This is a genomic window from Achromobacter xylosoxidans A8 (genome assembly GCF_000165835.1).
GTDB lineage: Bacteria > Pseudomonadota > Gammaproteobacteria > Burkholderiales > Burkholderiaceae_B > Achromobacter > Achromobacter xylosoxidans_B.
This window is the reverse complement of the sequence record NC_014640.1, coordinates 6,266,660-6,287,222: the sequence shown is the minus strand read 5'-3', so window position 1 is coordinate 6,287,222 and position 20,563 is coordinate 6,266,660. Positions and strand designations below refer to the sequence as shown.

The 20,563-nt window shown below is 67.5% G+C and carries 17 protein-coding genes; 7 read left to right on the top strand and 10 right to left on the bottom strand.

Annotated elements, in window-relative coordinates:
• Positions 1 to 83 precede the first annotated feature (83 nt).
• The 4 genes from AXYL_RS28920 (at position 84) to AXYL_RS28905 (ending at position 5,353) form a co-directional block, all read left to right on the top strand.
• Positions 84 to 1,487, top strand: a complete 1,404-nt coding sequence (locus AXYL_RS28920) for a DKNYY domain-containing protein (protein WP_013396437.1) — start codon at positions 84 to 86, stop codon at positions 1,485 to 1,487.
• Between the two features lie 172 nt (positions 1,488 to 1,659).
• Positions 1,660 to 3,558 carry a molecular chaperone HtpG gene (gene htpG / locus AXYL_RS28915; protein ID WP_013396436.1) on the top strand — a complete coding sequence of 633 codons (1,899 nt, stop codon included), beginning with the start codon at positions 1,660 to 1,662 and terminating at the stop codon, positions 3,556 to 3,558.
• Positions 3,559 to 3,821: 263 nt separating this feature from the next.
• Complete coding sequence (locus AXYL_RS28910) at positions 3,822 to 4,091, top strand: helix-turn-helix domain-containing protein (RefSeq protein WP_013396435.1); 270 nt, start codon at positions 3,822 to 3,824, stop codon at positions 4,089 to 4,091.
• The gene (locus tag AXYL_RS28905; RefSeq protein WP_013396434.1) at positions 4,088 to 5,353 is read left to right on the top strand and encodes a type II toxin-antitoxin system HipA family toxin; all 1,266 of its coding nucleotides are present in this window, start codon (positions 4,088 to 4,090) and stop codon (positions 5,351 to 5,353) included. Before AXYL_RS28910 ends, AXYL_RS28905 begins: the two co-directional genes overlap by 4 nt.
• A 19-nt stretch (positions 5,354 to 5,372) precedes the next feature.
• Here AXYL_RS28905 and AXYL_RS28900 read toward each other — a convergent pair whose 3' ends face one another.
• The 6 genes from AXYL_RS28900 to AXYL_RS28875 form a co-directional block, all read right to left on the bottom strand.
• Positions 5,373 to 7,523: an acetate--CoA ligase family protein gene (locus AXYL_RS28900; RefSeq protein WP_013396433.1), complete on the bottom strand. Its 2,151-nt coding sequence runs from the start codon at positions 7,521 to 7,523 to the stop codon at positions 5,373 to 5,375.
• 17 nt (positions 7,524 to 7,540) lie between these two features.
• Positions 7,541 to 8,536, bottom strand: coding sequence for an acryloyl-CoA reductase (locus tag AXYL_RS28895; RefSeq protein ID WP_013396432.1), 996 nt, complete (start codon positions 8,534 to 8,536; stop codon positions 7,541 to 7,543).
• An 18-nt stretch (positions 8,537 to 8,554) separates the two neighbouring features.
• The gene (locus AXYL_RS28890) at positions 8,555 to 9,724 is read right to left on the bottom strand and encodes an acyl-CoA dehydrogenase family protein (protein ID WP_013396431.1); all 1,170 of its coding nucleotides are present in this window, start codon (positions 9,722 to 9,724) and stop codon (positions 8,555 to 8,557) included.
• A gap of 3 nt (positions 9,725 to 9,727) precedes the next feature.
• Positions 9,728 to 10,699: a tripartite tricarboxylate transporter substrate binding protein gene (locus AXYL_RS28885; RefSeq protein ID WP_013396430.1), complete on the bottom strand. Its 972-nt coding sequence runs from the start codon at positions 10,697 to 10,699 to the stop codon at positions 9,728 to 9,730.
• A 28-nt stretch (positions 10,700 to 10,727) separates the two neighbouring features.
• Positions 10,728 to 11,711 carry a Bug family tripartite tricarboxylate transporter substrate binding protein gene (locus tag AXYL_RS28880; RefSeq protein ID WP_013396429.1) on the bottom strand — a complete coding sequence of 328 codons (984 nt, stop codon included), beginning with the start codon at positions 11,709 to 11,711 and terminating at the stop codon, positions 10,728 to 10,730.
• 63 nt (positions 11,712 to 11,774) lie between these two features.
• The gene (locus tag AXYL_RS28875) at positions 11,775 to 12,941 is read right to left on the bottom strand and encodes an acyl-CoA dehydrogenase family protein (protein WP_013396428.1); all 1,167 of its coding nucleotides are present in this window, start codon (positions 12,939 to 12,941) and stop codon (positions 11,775 to 11,777) included.
• 193 nt (positions 12,942 to 13,134) lie between these two features.
• Between AXYL_RS28875 and AXYL_RS28870 the strand changes: the two genes are divergently transcribed.
• The 3 genes from AXYL_RS28870 (at position 13,135) to AXYL_RS28860 (ending at position 16,100) form a co-directional block, all read left to right on the top strand.
• Entirely contained in the window at positions 13,135 to 13,932 is a 798-nt protein-coding gene (locus AXYL_RS28870) for an IclR family transcriptional regulator (RefSeq protein WP_013396427.1), read from the top strand.
• Positions 13,922 to 14,695 (top strand): IclR family transcriptional regulator, encoded by a 774-nt coding sequence (locus tag AXYL_RS28865; RefSeq protein WP_013396426.1) that lies wholly within the window; start codon positions 13,922 to 13,924, stop codon positions 14,693 to 14,695. Before AXYL_RS28870 ends, AXYL_RS28865 begins: the two co-directional genes overlap by 11 nt.
• 205 nt (positions 14,696 to 14,900) lie before the next feature.
• Entirely contained in the window at positions 14,901 to 16,100 is a 1,200-nt protein-coding gene (locus tag AXYL_RS28860) for an MFS transporter (RefSeq protein ID WP_013396425.1), read from the top strand.
• A 77-nt stretch (positions 16,101 to 16,177) separates the two neighbouring features.
• Here the strand turns inward: AXYL_RS28860 and AXYL_RS28855 are convergent, their stop codons facing one another.
• The 4 genes from AXYL_RS28855 to AXYL_RS28840 are packed head-to-tail and all read right to left on the bottom strand — an operon-like array spanning position 16,178 to position 20,344.
• The gene (locus AXYL_RS28855) at positions 16,178 to 17,488 is read right to left on the bottom strand and encodes an MFS transporter (protein WP_013396424.1); all 1,311 of its coding nucleotides are present in this window, start codon (positions 17,486 to 17,488) and stop codon (positions 16,178 to 16,180) included.
• 46 nt (positions 17,489 to 17,534) lie between these two features.
• On the bottom strand, positions 17,535 to 18,683 hold the full coding sequence (gene dgoD, locus AXYL_RS28850; RefSeq protein WP_013396423.1) for a galactonate dehydratase: 1,149 nt from the start codon (positions 18,681 to 18,683) through the stop codon (positions 17,535 to 17,537).
• Positions 18,680 to 19,333, bottom strand: coding sequence for a 2-dehydro-3-deoxy-6-phosphogalactonate aldolase (locus AXYL_RS28845; protein WP_013396422.1), 654 nt, complete (start codon positions 19,331 to 19,333; stop codon positions 18,680 to 18,682). The genes dgoD and AXYL_RS28845 overlap by 4 nt, the downstream gene beginning before the upstream one ends.
• A gap of 9 nt (positions 19,334 to 19,342) precedes the next feature.
• Positions 19,343 to 20,344 carry a 2-dehydro-3-deoxygalactonokinase gene (locus AXYL_RS28840; RefSeq protein WP_013396421.1) on the bottom strand — a complete coding sequence of 334 codons (1,002 nt, stop codon included), beginning with the start codon at positions 20,342 to 20,344 and terminating at the stop codon, positions 19,343 to 19,345.
• Between the last annotated feature and the right edge of the window lie 219 nt (positions 20,345 to 20,563).

Sequence of the window (20,563 nt, the reverse complement as noted above, 5' to 3'; positions counted from 1 at the left end):
GTGGGCCGGAGACGGGACCGGGCTCGCTGCCGCTGGTTAGAATCCCTGGTCGCCAATCAAAGGCAGGTCAGCCCCGCCATTCCATGCAAAAACGCGCCAAATGGGCCGTGATCACGCTGGTCCTGATCATCGCCGCGCTGCCGATGTTCCTGCTGTTCTGGCTGATGGACGGCGACGATTTCGCGTCGGTGGACCGCGGGCAGTCCTACGGCAGCAGCATCTATAAGAATTATCAGGGCGGCGTCTACGCCGCCGTTCCCAGCAACGGCTATTACCGCATGGACGAGGCCGATCCGGCCAGTTTCGCGGCCTTCGATACCGGGGCTTTCGATGGCAGGCAGGCGGCCAGGGACCAGCGCCACGTGTATTGCGGCAACCAGGTCCTGCCGGGCATGAAGCCGGCGCCGGCGCGTTACCTGGGCAACAGTTATTTCAGCGATGGCGCGGTCACGTATTTCTGTTCGATGCACAGTGTGCGCAACGAGGAACTGGGCATGCTGGACGAGTTCTGGCAGAAGGTCCTGTACCAGGCGGATGCCGGCCCCAAGCCACAGACCTATCTGTATCCGTTCGTCGCCCTGCCGGCCAGCGCCCGGTCCTACCGGCCGCTGCTGGACCGCGAGCTGGCCACCGACGACGAACGTGTGTACTACCGGGGCCGCGAAATGCCGCAGGCAGGGCCGGCCTCGCTGCGCCGCCTGCCAGCGGGCAGGGATGGCGACGTGCGGCCCAGCGACGATTTCTTTGCCGATGGCCGCCGCGTCTATTTCCACGAGCAGTTGCTGCCGCTGTCGGACGATCCCGCGCTGTACACCTTCATGGTGGGCGACCTGTACCGCCAGCCCTATCTCCGCGATCCGCGCGACGGCATGGTGTACGTGGGCGCGCAGCCCTTCGACGCGGCGCATGCGCCGTACCGGCTGCTGAGCGAGCACGGCCGGCATGTGTACCAGGCGCTGTTCCGCAGCAAGGACGGCATCTATTTCTACAACGCGCAGACGCGGCAGGTGGAGCGGGCCGGCGACGATCCGTTGGCTTCGGACACATACACCGCCCTGTCGCCCTACGTGTACACGGACGGCAGGCAGACGTTGTTCCTGCAGGCGCAGGAAGCCTGGGCCCGCAACTCGCGGGGCAGCGGCGGAGGGCTGGTGTCCCGTTCCACGCTGATCAACCAGCTGACGGATGCGCCGGCTGGGGAATGGAACAAGCGCGGCGTGGTTTATCACAACTTCGGCACGGTCTGGCAGAAGGGAGAGAAACTCTATTACCTCGACGAGTTGGGCCCTTCGCAGCTGATTTTCCATTCGATCTATCAGATCCTGGACCGCGGTACGGCGGATTTCCTGCTGCGCTCGCAAGAGACGCGGCAGATCACGGCCGCCGACATCCGGAAGCTGATCCGGGCCGGCAAGCTGGCGGTGCCGCAGCATGAAACCGTGCTGGAGGCGAAAACACGCTACCGCAAGGTGTTCTCGATTTTCTGAGGCGCCGCCCCTGCCCGAAATGGGGGGCTACGATCGGTAGGGGGAATTCCCGCCCGCCCTTGAAAGCGCGCCATTGGCCCCCACATCAATAGGGTTTCCCGGCGGCCGCGCGGGCCAGATGTCCCGGCAGCCAATCACTGTCCCCAATTTACTTACCTAGCCACGTAGAACTATGAGCCAAACCGCCACGCCTTCCACGTCCGAAACCCTGGGGTTCCAGGCAGAGGTGAAGCAGCTGCTGCACCTGATGATCCATTCGCTGTACAGCAACAAGGAGATCTTCCTGCGCGAGCTGGTATCGAACGCATCGGACGCCTGCGACAAGCTGCGCTTCGAGGCCATCGACCAGCCCGAACTGCTGGAAGGCAATGGCGAACTGGCCATTACGGTCAGTTACGACAAGGCTGCACGCACCATCACCATCTCCGACAACGGCATCGGCCTGTCGCGCGATGAGGCCGTGGCCAACCTGGGCACGATCGCGCGTTCCGGCACGCGGGAATTCTTCTCGCAGCTGACGGGCGACAAGCAGAAGGACGCGCAGCTGATCGGCCAGTTCGGCGTGGGCTTCTATTCCTCCTTCATCGTGGCCGACAAGGTCACCGTGGTCAGCCGCCGCGCCGGCGCCACGGACGCGATCCAGTGGGAATCGGACGGCCAGGGCGAATTCACCATCGCCGCCGCTGAAAAAGCCTCGCGCGGCACGGACGTCACGCTGCATCTGCGCGCCGACGAAGACGAATTGCTCAACGGCTGGAAGCTGCGCGAGATCCTGCGCCGCTATTCGGACCACATCTCCCTGCCCATCCGCATGGCCAAGGAAGAGTGGGACCAGGAAAAGGGCGAGCAGGTCAAGACCGACGAACTGGAAACGGTGAACCAGGCCAATGCACTGTGGGCCCGCAGCAAGTCCGACGTCACGGAAGAGCAGTACCGCGAGTTCTACAAGACGGTGTCGCACGACTACGACGACCCGCTGGCCTGGACCCACAACCGCGTCGAAGGCCGCAGCGAATACACGCAGCTGCTGTACGTGCCCAAGCATGCGCCCATGGACATGTGGGACCGCGACGGCCGCCACGGCGTGAAGCTGTACGTGAAGCGCGTCTTCATCATGGACGATGCCGACCAGCTGCTGCCCTCGTACCTGCGCTTCGTGCGCGGCGTGATCGATTCGGCGGACCTGCCGCTGAACGTGTCGCGTGAAATCCTGCAGGAAAGCCGCGACGTGCGCGCGATCCGCGAAGGTTCGGCCAAGCGCATCTTGTCGCTGCTGGAAGACATGGCGGAGAACAAGCCGGAAGACTACGCCACGTTCTGGTCGGAGTTTGGCCAGGTACTGAAGGAAGGCGCGGGCGAGGACTCGGCCAACCTGGAACGCATCGCCAAGCTCATGCGCTTCGCGTCGACGCAGACGGGCGACCAGGCCCAGACCGTGTCCTTCGCCGACTACGTGTCGCGCATGAAGGAAGGCCAGGACAAGATCTACTACGTCACGGCGGATACCTTCGCCGCCGCCAGCAACAGTCCGCATCTGGAAATCTTCCGCAAGAAGGGCATCGAAGTCCTGCTGCTGTCGGACCGCGTGGACGAATGGATGCTGTCCTACCTGCGTGAATTCGACGGCAAGTCGCTGGTCTCGGTGGCCAAGGGCGGCCTGGACCTGGCCGAGCTGGCCGACGAGGAAGAAAAGAAGCACCAGGCCGAAGTGGCCGAGGACTTCAAACCGCTGGTCGAGCGTCTGCAGAAGACGCTGGAAGACCAGGTCAAGGAAGTGCGCGTGACCCTGCGCCTGGTGGATTCGCCGGCTTGCGTGGTGGTGGGCCAGAACGAACTCAGCCCGCACCTGCTGCGCATGCTCAAGGCCGCCGGCCAGGAAGCCCCCAACGTCAAGCCGGTGCTGGAAATCAATCCCGAGCACCCGTTGCTGGCCCGCATCCGCGCCGCCGAAGACGGCGAGTTCGACCAGTGGGCGCGTCTGCTGCTGGATCAGGCTCTGCTGGCCGAAGGCGCGCAGATTGCCGACCCGGCTGCGTTTGTGAAGCGGCTGAATGCGTTGCTGCTGAAGTAAGCGGGACGCGTGCTTGAAGACGAAAAGGCGCCTTGGGCGCCTTTTTTTCGTCTGGGGCGCCGCTCCATGGACGATGGCCGCAAAATTACCGATCGGTAATCTTGTGTGGAAATCAGGCCTGGATCGAAAAAATTATTCCCGTTCGGTAATTTTTAGGGCTAAGAAAACCGCGCTGCGGTAAATTTTTCCCGCTCGGTAATTTTTTTGCCACGCCGATCATATTATTGCCCTAAAATTACCGAACGGTAATTTTGGAGACGATCATGCCCGCGAACGATATTCCGGCCGCGCTTGCAGGCGGGGCCGGCGTAACGATCCGCACCTCGACCGAACTGGGCGAGCTGGTGAAGGCCGTCCGGCGCTCGCAGGGTTTGCTGCAAACTGACTTGGCCGGCCTGTCCGGCACCGGCAACCGCTATGTGGTGGATCTGGAGCGCGGCAAGCCCACGCTGCAATTGCAGAAGGTGCTGGACATGCTGGATCTGCTGGGCCTGGAAGTGCAGGTGGGGCCCAAGCGCCCGAGGCTGCCATGAGCGCGGCCGATGCGCTGGACATCTATCACGCGGACCGCAAGGTCGGCCGCTTGTTCGACGAGCGGCCGTTGCGCTTCGTGTATGACGACGCCTGGCTGAATTGGGCTGGCGCGCACGCCATTTCGCCATCGGTGCCTTTGCGCAGCGGCGATCATGCGGACGATGCGGTGCATGCATTCTTTGAAAACCTGTTGCCCGAAGGGCATGTGCGCAAGTTCCTGCAGGTCAGCCGCCATGCCACCACGGTCTTCGGCCTGTTGCGCAGCGTGGGCGGGGACACCGCCAGTGGGTTGACCATATTGCCGCAAGGCGAACGCCCCGCGCCGGCGCGCCACCGGCCTGCGACGTGGCAGGACGTGGCAGTGCGCTTGCAGGACGTGGTTGTACCCGCGTTGGCGGCAGAGAACGCCGAGGGCGCCCGCATTTCTCTGGCCGGGGCGCAAGACAAGCTCCTATTGACGGTCATGCCCGATGGTTCGCCGGCGATTCCCGAGGGTGCGGCGCCGTCCACGCATATTCTGAAGCCGGATATTCGCGGCCTGGACGGCGTGTGGTCGTCGGCCTTGAACGAGACGCTGGTCATGCAGCTGGCCGCCAGAATGGGCCTGGGCGTGGCGGAAGTCCGCTATCAGCCCGATACGCACGCATGCTTGATTACGCGGTATGACCGCAAGCCTGATGGCAAGGGCGGCTTGCTGCGGCTTCATCAGTTGGATCTCTGCCAGCTGGCCGGCAAGCCGTCCGACGTGAAGTATGAGTCCGACGGCGGTCCATCGCTGCAGCAATGTCGGGAGTTGTTGGGAGGCATGGGCATCGGCGCCGCGGATTTGAAGCGTTTCCTGCAATGGATATTCTTCAACTTGTGCGTCGGCAACAACGATAGCCATGCCAAGAACCTGTCCGTGCTGCAGACGCCGGACGGCCTGTACCGGCTGGCTCCCTTTTATGACCTGATGTGCACGGGCATGTACTCCGGGCTGGCTCGCAATTTCGCGTTTGCGATTGGCAGCGAAATGAAGCCGGGCAGCATCGGCGCGGAACATATCGCGGCCATGGCCAAGGAGTTGGGCTTTGCCCTGCGCTACGTCAGGGCGGTAGGGGAGTCCTTGGTGGTTGCGCTTCCCGCGGCATTGGACGAGGTGCAGGCAGGGCTGATGACGCAGGTGTCGGAGGGCGCGGAGCGCACGCTGATCGAGCGCTTGGGGCGCTGGATCAAGGCCAACACCCGCAAGCATGCCAAGCGGTGGGCAATGGGCGCGTAGCCGCCCGTGGCCGCATGGGTTAGACCGTCTGGGCAGCTCCCCCGCCCCGTATCACCACTGCATCCAGCGCCATGGCGCCTTGCCCCTCAGGCAGCGCCAGCAAGGGATTGATCTCCACCGAACTGAAGTCCGCGCTACGCGCGTGGGCGAAACGGGACAGAGCCGCCAGCGCGTCGGCCAGCGCATCGATGTCGCAAGGGGGCGCGCCGCGCGCGCCTTGCAGCAGCGCGTAGCCCTTGATCTCGCGGATCATCGCCATGGCCTCGTCGCGGCCGAAGGGCGCGAGGCGGAAGCTCACGTCCTTGAGCACTTCGACGAAGACGCCGCCCAACCCGAACATGACGACCGGGCCGAAGACCGGATCGCAATGCACGCCGGCGATGCATTCCACGCCCTTGGGCGCCATGGGGGCGACGAGTACGCCATCGATGCGGGCGTCGGGCCGGTGCTGGCGCACCGAGGCCATGATGTCGGCGTAGGCGCGCTGCACGGCGTCTTCGCCGCGGATATTGAGCTTCACGCCGCCCACGTCGCTCTTGTGCGTGATGTCGGGCGAGACCACCTTGAGCACCACGGGGACGCTATCGCCCGAGGCGTCGCGGCCGGTTGCGCTCATGGCGGCGACGGCGCGCACCGCGGCGTCGGCGTCGGTGGCCAGCGTGCAGGGAGAGGCGGGCAAGCCGGCTTGGCGCAGCAGCTCCATTGCCTGAACTTCGTTATAGGCGTCCAGCAGTGGCGGCGTGTCGGCTGACTGGGTTGCGCGATCTTCCTCAGCCTTGTCGTGATCCGCATTGGCCGCCAGCCCGGCCACCGCGCCTATCGTGCGGATGGCGGCGCTGGGATCGGGGAAGACCAGGCAGCCCAGCTGTTCCAGTTCGCGGCGGCGCGCGGGTGGGAACAGCGCGCTGATCGCCAGCGGCACGTCCGGATGGCGGGCCTGCATCTGCCGCGCGAAGGCCTCGAAGGTGGGCCACAGGATCTCGGAGGATCCAGCGGCGGCCAGGAAGACGGCCAGGGCGTCATAGCGGCCATCGGCCAGCATGTCGTCGGCGGTGGCCAGCAGCAGCCCAGGTTCGGACACGGCCTGGCCGGTGACGTCCACCGGGTTGCGACCGCTGGCGAAGGGCACGCGCTCCAGCAGCCGGGCTTGCGCGTCGGCGGCGGGCTCGGGCAGCGCCAGGCCGGTGTCGGCGGCTTCGTCGGCCATCAACGCGCCGACTCCGCCCGAGATGGTGAAAATCCCCAGACGCCGGCCTTGCGGCGGCCGTTTCCAGGTGTCCAGCGCATAGCCCAGGTTGAAGAATTCCTCGATGGTGCGCGCGCGCAGAGCGCCGTACTGGCGGAATAGCGCGTCGTACACGGCGTCGTCGCCGGCCAGGGCAGCAGTGTGCGAAGCCGCGGCTTGCGCGCCGGCCTGGGTGCGGCCGATCTTGGTGACGACCACGGGCTTGCCCGCCGCGCGCGCCGCGGCCAGCGCGCGGCGCAGCTTGGCGCCGTCGCGGCAGCCTTCCATGTAGGCCATGATGACGCGGGTATCGGCGTCGCGCGCCAGCCATTCGATGCAGTCGGCGACGTCGATGTCGGCCTCGTTGCCGGTGCTGATCCAGTGCGACAGGCCCAGGCCGCGTTCGCGCGCCATGCTGTAGGCGTAGGCGCCGAACGCGCCGCTCTGCGACACCATGCCGATGCCGCCGGGGGCGACCACGCCGTTGGCCGGCGCGGGCGAGAAGGTGGCATAGACATTGCGCCGCACGTTCATGAAGCCCAGGCAATTGGGACCCAGCAGCCGGATGCCGCGCTCGCGCGCGATGGCGCAGAGCCGTTCCTGTTGCCCGGCGCCGTGTGCGCCGGTCTCGGAGAAGCCGGAAGTGAACACCACCGCCGCGCCGACCTGGCCGGGCCGGGCGCGTTCCAGCGCCTGCGCGGCGTGGGCGGCCGGCACGGCCAGGATGGCCAGGTCCACGTCCGCGTCCAGCGCGTCCAGACCGGGTATGACGGGGAGCCCGGCGATGACGTCCGCACGCGGGTTGACGGGAATGATGCGGCCGCCGTAGCCGTGCTGCAGCAGCAGGCTGATCGGCATCGCGCCGATCTTGCCCGGCGTGGCCGAGGCGCCGACGATGGCGATCGCTTGCGGATCGAAGAGGCGGGACAGGGAAGTGTCGGTCATGATGTGGCGATGAAGGATCAGGAGAAACGCACGACGCTGCGGCCGGTGCTGCCGCGTTCGAGCATGGCGGCCAGTGCCTGGGGCAGTTCGCGGGGTTCGATGACGCGCGCGATCAGGTCGAGATGCGCGGGGTGGTATTCGGCGGCAAGCTTGTTCCATACCTGGCGCCGCAGCGGCATGGGGCTGTTGGCGTTGATGCCCAGCAGCTTGACGCCGCGCAGGATGAAGGGGATGACCGAGGTGGGCAGTTCCGCCCCGCCCGCATTGCCGAAGGCGGCGGCCACGCCGTCCGGCTTCAGGCTGGCCAGGGCGTGCGCCAGCAGCGGGCCGCCCACGGAGTCGACCACGCCCGCCCAGCGCGCGCTCATGAGCGGCTTGATGCCGGCGGACAGGTCGGGCGGGGCCATCACCTCCCGCGCGCCCAATGAGCGCAGATAGTTCTCCGCATCCGGCTTGCCTGACATGGCGCAGACGCGGTAGCCGCGCTGGCTCAGAATGTCGATGGCGACGCCGGCGACGCCGCCGGTGGCGCCGGTGACCAGCACCTCGCCGTGCTCCGGCGTCAGTCCGCAGTGCTCCATCCAGTGCAGCGACAGCGCGGCGGTATAGCCCGCGGCGCCCAGCACGGCGGCGTCGCGCAGCCCGATGCCGGCGGGCAGCGGCAGCACCCAGTCATGGCGCACCCGCGCGTACTCGGCATAGCCGCCGTCGCAATCCACGCCGATGCCGAAGCCGTGCACCACGACCTCCTGGCCGGGCGCGAGAGCCGGGTCGGCGGAATGCACCACGGTACCCGAGAGGTCGATGCCGCCGATGCGCGGATATTCGCGGACGATGCCGCCGCGCCCGGCCTGGGCCAGCGCGTCCTTGTAGTTGAGGCCGGCGTAGGCCACCTTGATGAGCGTGTCGCCCGCGGACAGCTGGTCCGTGGTCAGGGTGTCGTAGCGGCCTTGCGGCGGCTCGCCCGTCGCGCCTGCGTGCAGGCGGTAGGCTTGGAATTCGGGATTCTGCATGCTCGTCTCCATTGCGGTTCAGGCTTGCGCCAGCAGCCGGCGCGCCAGCGTGGCGCGGTGCAGTTCATTGGCGCCGTCGTAGATGCGGAAGGGGCGCATTTCCTGCCAGACCATGGCTACGGGTGTGTCGTCGGACAGGCCCGACGCGCCCATCATCTGCACGGCGCGGTCGGCCACGCGGTTCACGGCTTCGGACACGAAGACCTTGGTCATGGCGCTGTGCTGCTTCACCGACAGGCCTTCGTCCATGCGGCCGGCGCAGTCCAGCGTCATGAGCCGACTGGCGTGCAGGTCGATGTGCGAATCCGCGACCATGGCCTGGATCTGCTGCAGGTCCGCCAGGCGCGAGCCGAAGGAGTCGCGCTGCACCACATAGGCTTGCGCCGTCTCCAGCGCGCGCCGCGCGCGGCCGATGTAGCGCATGCAATGGGACAGGCGGGCGGGTTCCAGCCGCAGCTGTGCATATTCCAGGCCACGGCCGGGTTCGCCCAGCACGGCCTCGTCGCCGACCTCGCAGTCCTGCAGCAAGATCTCGGCGTGGCCGCCGATCTGGTAGCCCGTGACCATGCCGATATCGCGCACTACGCGATAGCCGGGCGTATCGGCAGGCACCAGGAACAGCGTGACGCCGGCTTCCGCGCGCGCCAGCACCAGCGCGAAATCCGCGCCCACGCCGCCGCTGATGAATTGCTTGTGGCCGTTCAGCACCCAGCGCGCGCCGCGCCGCTCGGCGCGGGTGCGCAGCATGGACGGATCGGAGCCGGCGCCGGGTGCGGGCTCGGTCATGGCGAAGCAGGCGCGCTGCTCGCCGCGCACCAGCGGCGCGAGGAAGCGTTCCTGCTGGGCAGGGTTGCCCAGGCGCAGCAGCGTCAGCATGTTGGGCTGGTCGGGCGCGGCGCAGTTCAGCGCGGCGGGCCCCAGGAATCCGCGTCCCGCTTCCTCCAGCACCTGCGCCAGCGCGCGCCAGCCCAGCCCCAGCCCGCCCCATTCCTCGGGCAGCTGCGGCGCATACAGGCCGGCCTCGCGGGCCTGGGTGCGCAAGCGGGCGACGCAGCTGTCCAGCGCGCTTACGTCGCGGGCGATGGCGGGGGACTCGGCGGGTATTGCGACCTCGTCCACGAAGCGGCGCACGCGCGCGCACAGGTCTTGCAGGGCGTCGCCGCTGGCATGTTCTTGCTTGGACTGCATGGTTTATTCCTCGATCTTCACGCCAGCCTGCTTGACCACGGCGCGCCATCTGTCGGTTTCGTCGGCGATGTGCTGGCCGAAGGCTTCGGGCGTGCCGCCGGTGGCTTGCATGCCCAGCCCGGCGAAGTAGCTGCGCACTTCAGGATCGGCCAGCACGCTGTTGAGCTGCCGGTTCAGCAGGGCGATCACGTCCTTCGGCGTACGCGCCGGCGCCATCACGCCCCACCAGGACGAGGCCGCCAGCGGCACGCCCAGCTCGGCCAGCGTGGGTACGTCGGGCATCTCGGGATTGCGCGCCTGCGCGGCAATGGCGACGGCCCGCAGGCGGCCGGCCTTGACCTGCGCAAGAACCGGCGCCAGATTGTCGAAGCTCAGCTGGACCTGTCCGCCGACCAGCGCGGTGGCGGCTTCGCTGCTGCCCTTGTAGGGAATGTGCCGCAGCGCGATGCCGGTCCGGTGCGCGAACTGTTCGCCCGCCAGATGCGGAATGCTGCCGGTGCCGGCCGTGGCGTAGGTCAGGCCCTGCTGCTGCGCGGCGGCGCGCTTGAGGTCCTCCAGCGTGCGCCAGGGGCTGGCGGCCGGCAACAGCAGGTAGACCGGCACGTCCGTGGCCCACGCGACCGGCGCAAGATCCTTCTTCACGTCGTAGGGCAGCTTGGCGTACAGCACGCTATTGGTCGCCAGGTTGGCCGTGCCCATCAGCAAGGTATATCCGTCGGGCGCGGCGCTGGCGACATAGGCGGTGCCGATCTGCGTGGCGCCGCCGGGCTTGTTTTCGACCACCACGGGCTGGCCCAGCAAGGGCGCCAGCTTGCGGGCGATCATGCGCGCCGCGGTGTCGGTGCCGCCACCGGCCGCATAGGGCACGATCAGGCGCACCGGCTTGTCGGGATAGGCGGCGGCCTGCGCGTTCCCGGCCGCGGCCAGTACGGCGGCCGCGCACAAGGCGTGCAGCGTTCGGATGAAGGATGGCATGGCAATTTCTCCGCGATGGACCGATGGACTATTGGATGCGGGTGCCGGTGGACTGCACCAGCTTTGCCCACCAGGCGGTTTCGTCCGCGATCTGCTTGGCGAATTCGGCCGGCGTGCTGGCCAGCGGTTCGGCGCCCAGCTCCTGGAAGCGCGCGCGTAACTGCGGGTCCTGCAGTGCCTTGACCACGGCCGCGTGCAGGCGCTCGATTACCGCCGGATCGGTGCCGGCCGGCGCCATCAGGCCCTTCCAGGCCATCACCACAAAGCCCTTCTGGCCGGCCTCGTCGAAAGTGGGGATGTCGGGCGCGGCGGTGGCGCGCTGGTCGCTGGGCACGGCCAGCGCGCGCAGCCCGCCGGCCTTGACCTGCGGCAGCAGGGCCGGCATGTTGTCGATCATGAAATCGATGTGGCCAGCCACCAGGTCGGTGATGGCGGGGCCGGAGCCTTTGTACGGCACGTGCTCGGCCTGGATGCCAGTCTGCTGCTTGAGTAGTTCCCCGGCCAGCTGGGCGGGCGAGCCGTTGCCCGGCGAGCCGAAGGACAGCTTGCCGGGGTTGTTGCGCGCGTATTGCAGGAACTCCTGCAGCGTCTTCACCGGCATCGATTTCGTCACTACCATCAGGTTGTGCTCGCGCTCCAGGCAGGTGATGGGCGCCAGGTCCTTGGCCGGGTTGAACGGCATGTTGGCGTACAGGCTGGGATTGACGACCGTGGGTCCCGCCGCTGCCAGCAGCAGCGTGTAGCCGTCGGGTGCGGCGCGCGCCACGAAGTCGCCGCCGATGTTGCCGCCGGCGCCGGGCTTGTTCTCGACGATGACGGGCTGGCCCAGGATGGGGTGCAAGGCCTCGGCCAGCAGGCGTCCCAGGATGTCGGTCGAGCCGCCCGGGGCGAACGGCACGATCAGTCTCACGGGCTTGTCGGGGTAGGCGGCCGCGGCTTGCGGCGGCAGCGCGGCGCAGGTGAGGGCGGCGGCCATTGCGCCGATCCACTTCGGCAGGTGCTTGTGCAGCATGATGGAAGTCTCCTTTGGTTTGATGGGCCGCCGGCTTCTTGCGGCTGCGGTCCCGGTAGTGCCCTAGCGGCCGGGCGTATAGCCCGCCTGGGTCAGCGTGTGGCGGGCGATATTCAATTGATGGATCTGGCTGGTGCCTTCGTACAGGCGGAACAGGCGCACGTCGCGGTAGAAGCGTTCGATGCCATGGTCGGCGATGTAGCCATAGCCGCCATGCATCTGCACGCAGCGGTCAGCCACGCGGCCGCACATTTCCGACGCGAAGTACTTGCAGATCGATGCATTCAGCGTCACGTCCGCGCCCGCGTCGCGTTCGCGGGCGGTTTGCAGCACCAGCGCGCGGGCGGCCTGGATCTCGGTCTGGCAATCGGCCAGCATGGCCTGGATCAGCTGGAAGTCCATCAGCGGCTTGCCGAATTGCTGGCGCTCGGCCACGAAGCGCAGCGTGTCGTCCAGCATGCGCATGGCCGGGCCTATGCACAGCGCCGCCAGATGGATGCGCTGCTTGTTCAGCACCTTCATGGCGGTCTTGAAGCCCAGGCCTTCCTGGCCGCCGATGATATTGGCAGCGGGCACGCGGCAGTCCTGGAAATGCACGGAGGACACGGGCGATCCGGCCTGGCCCATCTTGTCGTAGGGCTGGCCGGTGGACAGGCCCGGCGTGCCGCGCTCCACGATGAAGGCGGTGATGCCCTTGGCGCCGGGCGCTTGCGGATCGGTGCGCGCCATGACGGTGAACAGGCCCGCCAGCGGCGCATTGGTGATGAAGCACTTCTCGCCGTTCAGCACATAGTGGTCGCCGTCGCGCACGGCGGTGGTGCGCAGGGCGGTGGCGTCGGATCCCGCCTGCGGCTCGGTCAGGGCGAAGCAGCCGGTCAGTTCGCCGGACGCCAGCAACGGCAGGTAGCGGGTTTTCTGTGCATCGGTGCCGTCGGCCACCAGCGCTTCGGAACCGATGCCGGTATTGGTGCCGACCCGGGCGCGGAATGCCACCGAGCATTGCGACAGCTCCATCGCGGCCAGGATCAGCTCTTCGGTCGTCATGCCCGCGCCGCCGTATTGCTCCGGGATGGAGTAGCCGAACAGCCCTTGCGCGGCCATGCTGGCGACCAGGTCCTGCGGCACCTCGTCCAGGCGGGCGACCTCGGCTTCGCGCGGCGCCAGTTGCTCGCGCACGTAACGGCGCAGCGATTCGAGGAATTGCGGGAAACCGTCGGGGTCCCTGATCATGGCTAGTCTCCGTTTCATCATGGGCGCTGATGGGTGCCGCGCCGTGTTGAATCCAGGCTAGCAAAAGGCTGCGGGATTTGAGACAAATGTTTCGATATCTTGAACGTGACGCGTGCTGGTGGGGCGACCGCTGCTCTATGATTCTCAGGAACGGGCCGCGCATTCCGCGCGTCCCGGGATCAGGATCGCGACCATGACCACCAGCCCGGGCGAGCGCCATGCCGACCCCGCCTTCGCCACCACGCTGGCGCACGGCTTGTCGGTGCTGCAGGCCTTCCGGCACGGCGAACCCGCGCTCAGCAACCGCGAACTGGCGGACCGAACCGGCCTGTCCAAGGCCACGATTTCACGGCTGACCACCACCCTGATGCAGCGCGGCCTGCTGCGCTACGACGCGGGCCTGCGCCGCTACCGGCTGGGTACCGCGGTGCTGTCGCTGAGCTATCCGCTTCTGGCCAGTATCAAGGTCCGGCAACTGGCGCGTCCGCTGATGAAGCGGCTGGCCGATGCGGCTGGCGGCTCGGCCTCGTTGGGCATGCATCACGGTTTGAACATGGTGTATGTGGAAACCTGCCGCGGCCATGACGCCGTGTCCTTCCGCCCGGATATCGGCGCCTTGCTGCCGCTGCTGCCCTCGGCCATGGGGCGCGCCTGGCTGGCGCACGCGCCGGACGACGAGGCCGAACCCGTGCTGGCGGCGCTGCGGCGCCAGGACCCGGCCGTGTGGCGCCGCCACGCGCCGGACTGGGAGCAGGCGCGGCGCGACTACGCCGAGTACGGCTATTGCGTGGGGCAGGGCGATTGGCACTCGGACGTGCACGCGGTGGCGGTACCCATGCGCACGCGCGTCGATGGCCAGGCGCTGGTGTTCAACTGCGGCGTGCCCGTCACGCGGCTGCGCCCGGGCGACCTGCGCGGGCGTATCGCGCCGCGCCTGCTGACGCTGGTGGCGCGCGTCGAAAAAATGCTGGAGCGTCAGCATGACGAGTGACCAGGACCGCGAATTCACCACCACGCTGGCGCGCGGCATCGATATCCTGGCCTGCTTCCGGGCTGACCGGCCGGTGCTGGCCAACAAGGACTTCGCGCAGCAGACCGGCCTGTCGCGTAGCGCCGTGGCGCGGCTGACCCACACGCTGGTCGAACTGGGTTTTTTGCAACGCGAGGGCGACCCGGCGCGCTACCGGCTGGGCGCCTCGGTGCTGGCGCTGAGCTATCCGCTGCTGGCCAGCATGCAGATCCGGCAGTTGGCGCGGCCGTTGATGAAGCAGTTGGCCGACCATGCGCGGGGCGCCGTGTCCCTGGTGGTGCGCGACCGCTTGCAGATGGTGTACGTGGAAACGGCGAGGTCCAACGAGGCCTTGCAAACCCGGCCGGACATCGGCGCTTCGCTGCCCTTGCTGTCCAGCGCCGCCGGCAAGGCGTGGCTGGCGCGAGTTTCGGACGAAGAGCGGGCTGCCGTGCTGAACCAGCTGCGCGTGGCGGATGCACGCCACTACGAGACCCACGTCCCCAATCTGGCGGCCGCGCGCCGCGATCTGGAACGCAAGGGCTATTGCGGCAACAACCTGGAGTGGCGTCCGGACGCCTACGGCTTTGCCGCGCCGCTGGGGCGGCCTTACCAGTCGCTGCTGTATGTCTTCAATTGCGGCGTGCCGGCGGGCGACGGTCCTTACCGCGAACGCGCGGCCGACATCGGCCCGCGGCTGGTCGCCTTGGCGCGCGAGACGGAAAGGCTGTTGGGACTGGCCTAGCGTTCCTGGGGCGCCCAGCCAGCTGGCGTCCGGAATTCATGACTCCAAGTCAAAAGTGTTTCGCTGTTTCCCGTCTTTTTCCGCAAGGATCGCAGCGGCATACTGGGCGCCTGCCTTCCGATCGGGCCTTTCCCGCGCCCCGGCCATCCGCGCCGGCCCGCTCCCGAAACGCCCCGGTCGGCGCAATCGAACCCAAGGAAACCACATGCATCCCCAGGACTCCCAGCCGGTAAAGGCCGGCCTGCCATTGTTGGCGCTCGCCGTCGGTGCCTTCGGCATCGGCGTGACCGAGTTTTCTCCCATGGGCCTGTTGCCCGTCATCGCCGAAGGGGTGGACGTGTCCATCCCCAGCGCCGGCATGTTGATCAGCGCCTACGCCATCGGCGTGATGGTAGGCGCGCCGCTGATGACGCTGGCCCTGTCGCGCTGGTCGCGCCGCAACGCGCTGCTGATGTTGATGGCGATCTTCACGGTGGGCAATGTGCTGTCCGCGCTGTCGCCCAACTACACGACCCTGCTGCTGGCGCGCCTGGTCACCAGCCTGAACCACGGCGCGTTCTTCGGTCTGGGTTCGCTGGTGGCCGCCAGCGTGGTGCCGCGCCACAAGCAGGCCAGCGCCGTCGCTACCATGTTCCTGGGGTTGACCATCGCCAACGTGGGCGGGGTGCCGGCGGCTACCTGGCTCGGGCAGGTCATCGGCTGGCGCATGTCATTCGCCGCGACCTCGGTACTGGGCCTGATCGCGATGTTGTCGCTGTGGTTCGCGTTGCCGGCGGGCGAGGCCGGACGCCGTCCCGACATCCGCCGCGAGCTGGCCGTGCTGAAAAGCCCGGTGGTGCTGGTGGCCTTGCTGACCACGGTGCTGGGCGCGGGCGCGATGTTCACGCTCTACACCTATGTGGCGCCGACCCTGGCCGAACTGACGGGCGCCTCGCCCAACTTCGTCACGGCGATGCTGGTGCTGATCGGCGTCGGTTTCACCATCGGCAATACGGTGGGCGGGCGCTTCGCCGACCGTTCGCTGGACGGCAGCCTGATCGCTTTCCTGGTGCTGATCATCGCGGATCTGCTGGCGTTCCCGTGGCTGGCGGCCACGCCGGTCGGCGCCGCCATTGCACTGCTGATCTTCGGCTTCGGCACGTTCGCCGTGGTGCCGCCGCTGCAGATGCGTGTCATGCGCGCCGCCACCGACGCGCCGGGCCTGGCCTCGTCGGTGAACGTGGGCGCCTTCAACCTGGGCAACGCGGTGGGCGCGGCGGCTGGCGGGGGCGTGATCTCGGCGGGCATGGGCTATGCCGCGGTGCCCGTGGTCGGCGCCCTGATCGCCGCGGCCGGCCTGGGCCTGGTGCTGTGGCAGCGCGCCAGCAACCAGCGCCAGCGGAAGCTGGCCGTGCAAGGCTGCTGAGGCGGCGATGGACGCCAAGTAAAAAAGGGCGCCTGTGCATGCAGGCGCCCTTTTTCCATGCCGGGAAACCGGAACGATCAAGCCTCGATCCGCTCCACCTTTCCCACCAGCAGGATGTACGACAGCGCGCCCAGCAAGGCCAGCGACGACACATACACGATGGCCGGCGCGAAGCTGTCCTTGGTCACCAGGAAGCCGATCACGATGGGCGTGCAGATCGACGACAGATTGCCGACGAAGTTGAACACGCCGCCCGTCAGTCCCAACAGGCGTACGGGCGCCAGCGTCGACACCAGCGACCAAGTGATGGACGCCAGCCCGTTGCCGAAGAAAGCCACCGCCAGGAAGAAGATCACCCAGGGCGTGGAATCGGTGAAGTTCGCGCCGATCATCGAGGTGGAGATCAAGAGTCCCAGGATGATGGGCAGCTTGCGCGCCAGGCCGATGGTGGCGCCGCGGCGGATCAGAAAGTCGGACAGCACGCCCGAGCACAGCACGCCGACGAAGGCCGCCAGGAACGGCACCGACGCCAGGAAGCCGGACTTGATGAAGTCCATCCCGCGGTACTTCACCAGGTAGGTGGGGAACCAGGTCAGGAAGAACCACAGCGTGGAGGTCAGGCAGAACTGGCCCAGGTACACGCCCCACAGCTTGCGCTTGCTCATGACCAGGCCCAGGTCGTTCCAGTTGAAGGGGGCCTTCTTTTCCTTGACGCTGCGGTCCAGGTCGACCACTCCGCCGCCTTGCTGGATCAGCTCGATTTCCGCTGCGTTGGCGCCCTTGAACTGGCGCGGCTCGCGGTAGATCATGAACCACAGCACGCCCCACACGATGCCCAGCAGCCCGGTGCTGACGAACACCATGTGCCAGCCGTAGTGATGCTGCAGCCACGCCAGCACCGGCGTCAGGAACGCCAGGCCCACGAACTGGCCCGAGGTATAGAAGCCGATGGCGGTGGCGCGTTCGCGTTCCGGGAACCAAGTGGTGACGACGCGGTTGTTGATCGGATAGGCCGGCGCTTCCAGCGCGCCCACGGCCAGGCGCAGCACGAACAGGATCACGAAGCTGCCGGCAAAGCCCATGAAGAACGTGGCCGCCGACCACAGGATCAGCGCGGCCGCGTACAGCACGCGCGGCGACACGCGGTCCACCAGCCAGCCGCCGGGGATCTGCATGGCGGCGTAGGTCCAGCCGAAGGCCGACAGGATCAGACCTTCATGCACGGTGTCCAGGCCGAACTCGTCCTTCAGCGCCGGCGCGGCGATGGACAGGTTGCTGCGGTCCAGGTAGTTGATGACGACGGTGATGAACAGCATCACCATGATGAGGTACCGGCTGCGCGTGGGGCGCTGGGCGCTTTGCAGGCCGGTGTGGGTGGCTGTGGACAAGGGCTGTCTCCTCTTTCTCTTTATCTATCGGCGGATGGCGGACGGCTTACCATTCGGCGAAGCTGCCGTCGGCGTGGCGCCAGACCGGGTTGCGCCAGCGGTGGCCCACGGCGGCGCGTTCCTTCACGTATTCCTCGTTGACCTCGATGCCCAGGCCGGGGCCTTGCGGAATCGCGACCATGCCGTCTTCGTAGGCGAAGACTTCGCGATTGCTGACGTAGTCCAGCAGGTCGTTGGCGGCGTTGTAGTGGATGCCCAGGCTCTGTTCCTGGATGAAGGCGTTGTAGCAACCGGCGTCGATCTGCAGGCAGGTGGCCAGCGCGATCGGGCCCAGCGGGCAGTGCAGGGCCAGCGCCACGTCGTAGGCTTCGGCCATGGCCGCGATCTTGCGGGTTTCGGTGATGCCGCCGGCGTGCGAGGGATCGGGTTGGATGATGTCCACATAGCCTTCGGACAGCACGCGCTTGAAGTCCCAGCGCGAGAACAGGCGTTCGCCCAGCGCGATCGGGGTGGAGGTCAGCGGCGCCAGTTCCTTCAGCGCTTCGTAGTGTTCGCTCAGCACCGGCTCTTCGATGAACATGAGCTTGAACGGATCCAGCTCCTTCATCAGCACCTTGGCCATGGGCTTGTGCACGCGGCCGTGGAAGTCCACGCCTATGCCGACGTTGGGGCCGACCGCGTCGCGCACGGCGGCGACGTTCTCCAGGCACTTCTCGACCTTGTCGAAGGAATCGATGTACTGCAGTTCTTCGGTGCCGTTCATCTTCACGGCGGTGAAGCCGCGCTCCACGGCGCTCTTGGCGGCCGCGGCGGTGTCGGCGGGGCGGTCGCCGCCGATCCACGAATACACGCGGATGCGGTCGCGCACGTTGCCGCCCAGCAGCTGCGATACGGGCACGCCCAGGTGCTTGCCCTTGATGTCCCACAAGGCCTGGTCGATGCCGGCCAGCGCGCTCATGTGGATGGCGCCGCCGCGGTAGAAGCCGCCGCGGTACAGCACGGTCCAGTGGTCTTCGATGTTGCGGGGGTCTTTGCCGATCAGGTAGTCGGACAGTTCCTCGACTGCGGCGGCGACCGAATGCGCGCGGCCTTCGACGACGGGCTCGCCCCAGCCGACGATGCCCTCGTCCGTTTCAATCTTCAGGAAGCACCACCGCGGCGGCACGATGTAGGTGGTGAGCTTGGTGATCTTCATGCTTGGGTCTCCTGGGCGGGATAGGCGCGTTGCCAGGCCGCGATGAATGCGCGCGCGTTCTGGCCGACTGCGGCGGCCGACAGGCCGGGTTTGTACAAGGCGGAGCCCAGGCCGAAGCCGCTGGCGCCCGCCTGGGCGTAAATGGCGATGTTGTCGGGCGTGATGCCGCCCACGGGCGCCAGCGCGATCGGCGGGCGCAGCACGGCGCGCCAGGCTTTCAGCACGGCGGGGCCGAGCTGCTCGGCCGGGAACATCTTCAGCACGTCGGCGCCTGCCGCCAGGGCCGCGTAGGCTTCGGTGGGCGTGGCCACGCCGGGGCAGGAGGCCATGCCTAGCGCTTTGGCCGCGCGGATCACGGCGGCGTCGCTGTGCGGCATGACGATCAGTTCGCCGCCCGCCTGCTGGACGCGGGCGCAGTCCTCGGGATCCAGCACGGTGCCGGCGCCGATCAGGCAGTCGGTGGGGAGCGCCGCGCGCATGGCGCGGATGCTGTCCAGCGGGTCGGGCGAATTCAGCGGCACTTCGATCAGGCGGAAGCCCGCGGCATAGAGTTCCAGCCCTATGGCTTCGGCCTCGGCCGGCGTAATGCCGCGCAGGATGGCGATCAGGCCGCAGTGGGCCATGGCGGTTTGCAGACCGGGGTGGTTCATGTCGGGTTCCTATTCCTTGGAGGGCGAGGCGATCAGCCCGGCGCAGACGGCCAGGTGCCAGAGGCCGCGCTCGGTGGCGTTCTGCGCCTGCTCGGGCGTGCCCAGGCCGTAATGCTGCATGGCCTGGATGTAGCGGCGGCACAGCGCGGGATCGCCGCAAAGCACGATGCGGGGCAGTTCGCCCTGCTGTTGCAGCATGTCGGCCAGCGCGGCAATTTCATGGCCGATGAGCAGGCCCGACAGATAGTCGGCTTGCGACTCTGGCGCCAGCTCGCCGGTCAGGCCGAGCGCGCGCGTGCTGAAGATGGTGGACAGCACGCCGGCGCGGCCGGCGGGTGCGCCAGCCACTTTCAGGCCGCGCTCGAAGGCGGCCATGTCGGCGCTGGCGGCGTCGGCCATGGTCCGGCCCAGGATGGTGTGGCCGCGCAGAGCGGCATAGACCTCGCCGGTCATGAAGGTGTCGAAGTGCGTGACTCGGCCGCGGCGGGCGCTGACCCACTTCGAATGCGTGCCGGGCAGGCCGATCAGGACGCTGTCGGCGCTGCGGGTCGCCTGGTCCGCCATCACGCCGACGACCTGGGTCTCTTCGCCGCGTATCACGTTGGGCAGGCCATGGCGCTGGATCAGGCCGGGCACGATATGCAGGGAAGGGCCAGCCTCGCGTTCGACCTTGGTCAGCAGCGTGCCGATGCGCTGCAGGTCGACGGGCACGTCCAGGTAGGCGGCTTCCTTCCAGCCCTGGGCGCTGCCGACCATGCCGCAGGCGATCACCGGCAGATTGGGCTCGGCGCGCAGCCAGTCGCCGCAAGCCTGCTCAAAGGCCAGTTCGAAGCCCGACAGGGCGGTGGTGGCGGCGCCGTCCTGCAGCGGCTGCGGCAGGCGCATGATGCCCCAGGGCAGGTGGCGCGTGTCCAGCGTGCGGCCGGCGGCATCCAGCCGGTAGGCGCGCAGCGAGGAAGTACCCCAATCCAGCGCGATGAGCGCCGCGCGGGCGGGAGATCCGGTAGTCATCAGAAGCTGTCTCGTTTCCGGCCGCAAATCCGGCTGCGGACGCGCGGTGGGGCTGGCGCGGAGCAGGGGTCTGCGGACCTTGTTGTCTGATGCCCGCAGGACGCTTGCAGCGCGCGGCGGGCGATGGGAAAAATTCTAGATCAGTGCTTGAAAAATCTCAAAATATAGAATTAAATCCCACATACAGGGAATAATGGCTGGTGATAGTCGCTTCGCCAT

Excerpts from the sequence above, each read along its gene's own strand:
- AXYL_RS28845 (WP_013396422.1), bottom strand. The coding sequence starts at position 19,333 with ATGAACCACCCCGGTCTGCAAACCGCCATGGCCCACTGCGGCCTGATC.
- AXYL_RS28910 (WP_013396435.1), top strand. The coding sequence starts at position 3,822 with ATGCCCGCGAACGATATTCCGGCCGCGCTTGCAGGCGGGGCCGGCGTA.
- dgoD (WP_013396423.1), bottom strand. The coding sequence starts at position 18,683 with ATGAAGATCACCAAGCTCACCACCTACATCGTGCCGCCGCGGTGGTGC.
- AXYL_RS28880 (WP_013396429.1), bottom strand. The coding sequence starts at position 11,711 with ATGCTGCACAAGCACCTGCCGAAGTGGATCGGCGCAATGGCCGCCGCC.
- AXYL_RS28870 (WP_013396427.1), top strand. The coding sequence starts at position 13,135 with ATGACCACCAGCCCGGGCGAGCGCCATGCCGACCCCGCCTTCGCCACC.
- AXYL_RS28840 (WP_013396421.1), bottom strand. The coding sequence starts at position 20,344 with ATGACTACCGGATCTCCCGCCCGCGCGGCGCTCATCGCGCTGGATTGG.
- AXYL_RS28865 (WP_013396426.1), top strand. The coding sequence starts at position 13,922 with ATGACGAGTGACCAGGACCGCGAATTCACCACCACGCTGGCGCGCGGC.
- AXYL_RS28875 (WP_013396428.1), bottom strand. The coding sequence starts at position 12,941 with ATGATCAGGGACCCCGACGGTTTCCCGCAATTCCTCGAATCGCTGCGC.
- AXYL_RS28900 (WP_013396433.1), bottom strand. The coding sequence starts at position 7,523 with ATGACCGACACTTCCCTGTCCCGCCTCTTCGATCCGCAAGCGATCGCC.
- AXYL_RS28890 (WP_013396431.1), bottom strand. The coding sequence starts at position 9,724 with ATGCAGTCCAAGCAAGAACATGCCAGCGGCGACGCCCTGCAAGACCTG.
- AXYL_RS28905 (WP_013396434.1), top strand. The coding sequence starts at position 4,088 with ATGAGCGCGGCCGATGCGCTGGACATCTATCACGCGGACCGCAAGGTC.
- AXYL_RS28860 (WP_013396425.1), top strand. The coding sequence starts at position 14,901 with ATGCATCCCCAGGACTCCCAGCCGGTAAAGGCCGGCCTGCCATTGTTG.
- AXYL_RS28895 (WP_013396432.1), bottom strand. The coding sequence starts at position 8,536 with ATGCAGAATCCCGAATTCCAAGCCTACCGCCTGCACGCAGGCGCGACG.
- htpG (WP_013396436.1), top strand. The coding sequence starts at position 1,660 with ATGAGCCAAACCGCCACGCCTTCCACGTCCGAAACCCTGGGGTTCCAG.
- AXYL_RS28885 (WP_013396430.1), bottom strand. The coding sequence starts at position 10,699 with ATGCCATCCTTCATCCGAACGCTGCACGCCTTGTGCGCGGCCGCCGTA.
- AXYL_RS28920 (WP_013396437.1), top strand. The coding sequence starts at position 84 with ATGCAAAAACGCGCCAAATGGGCCGTGATCACGCTGGTCCTGATCATC.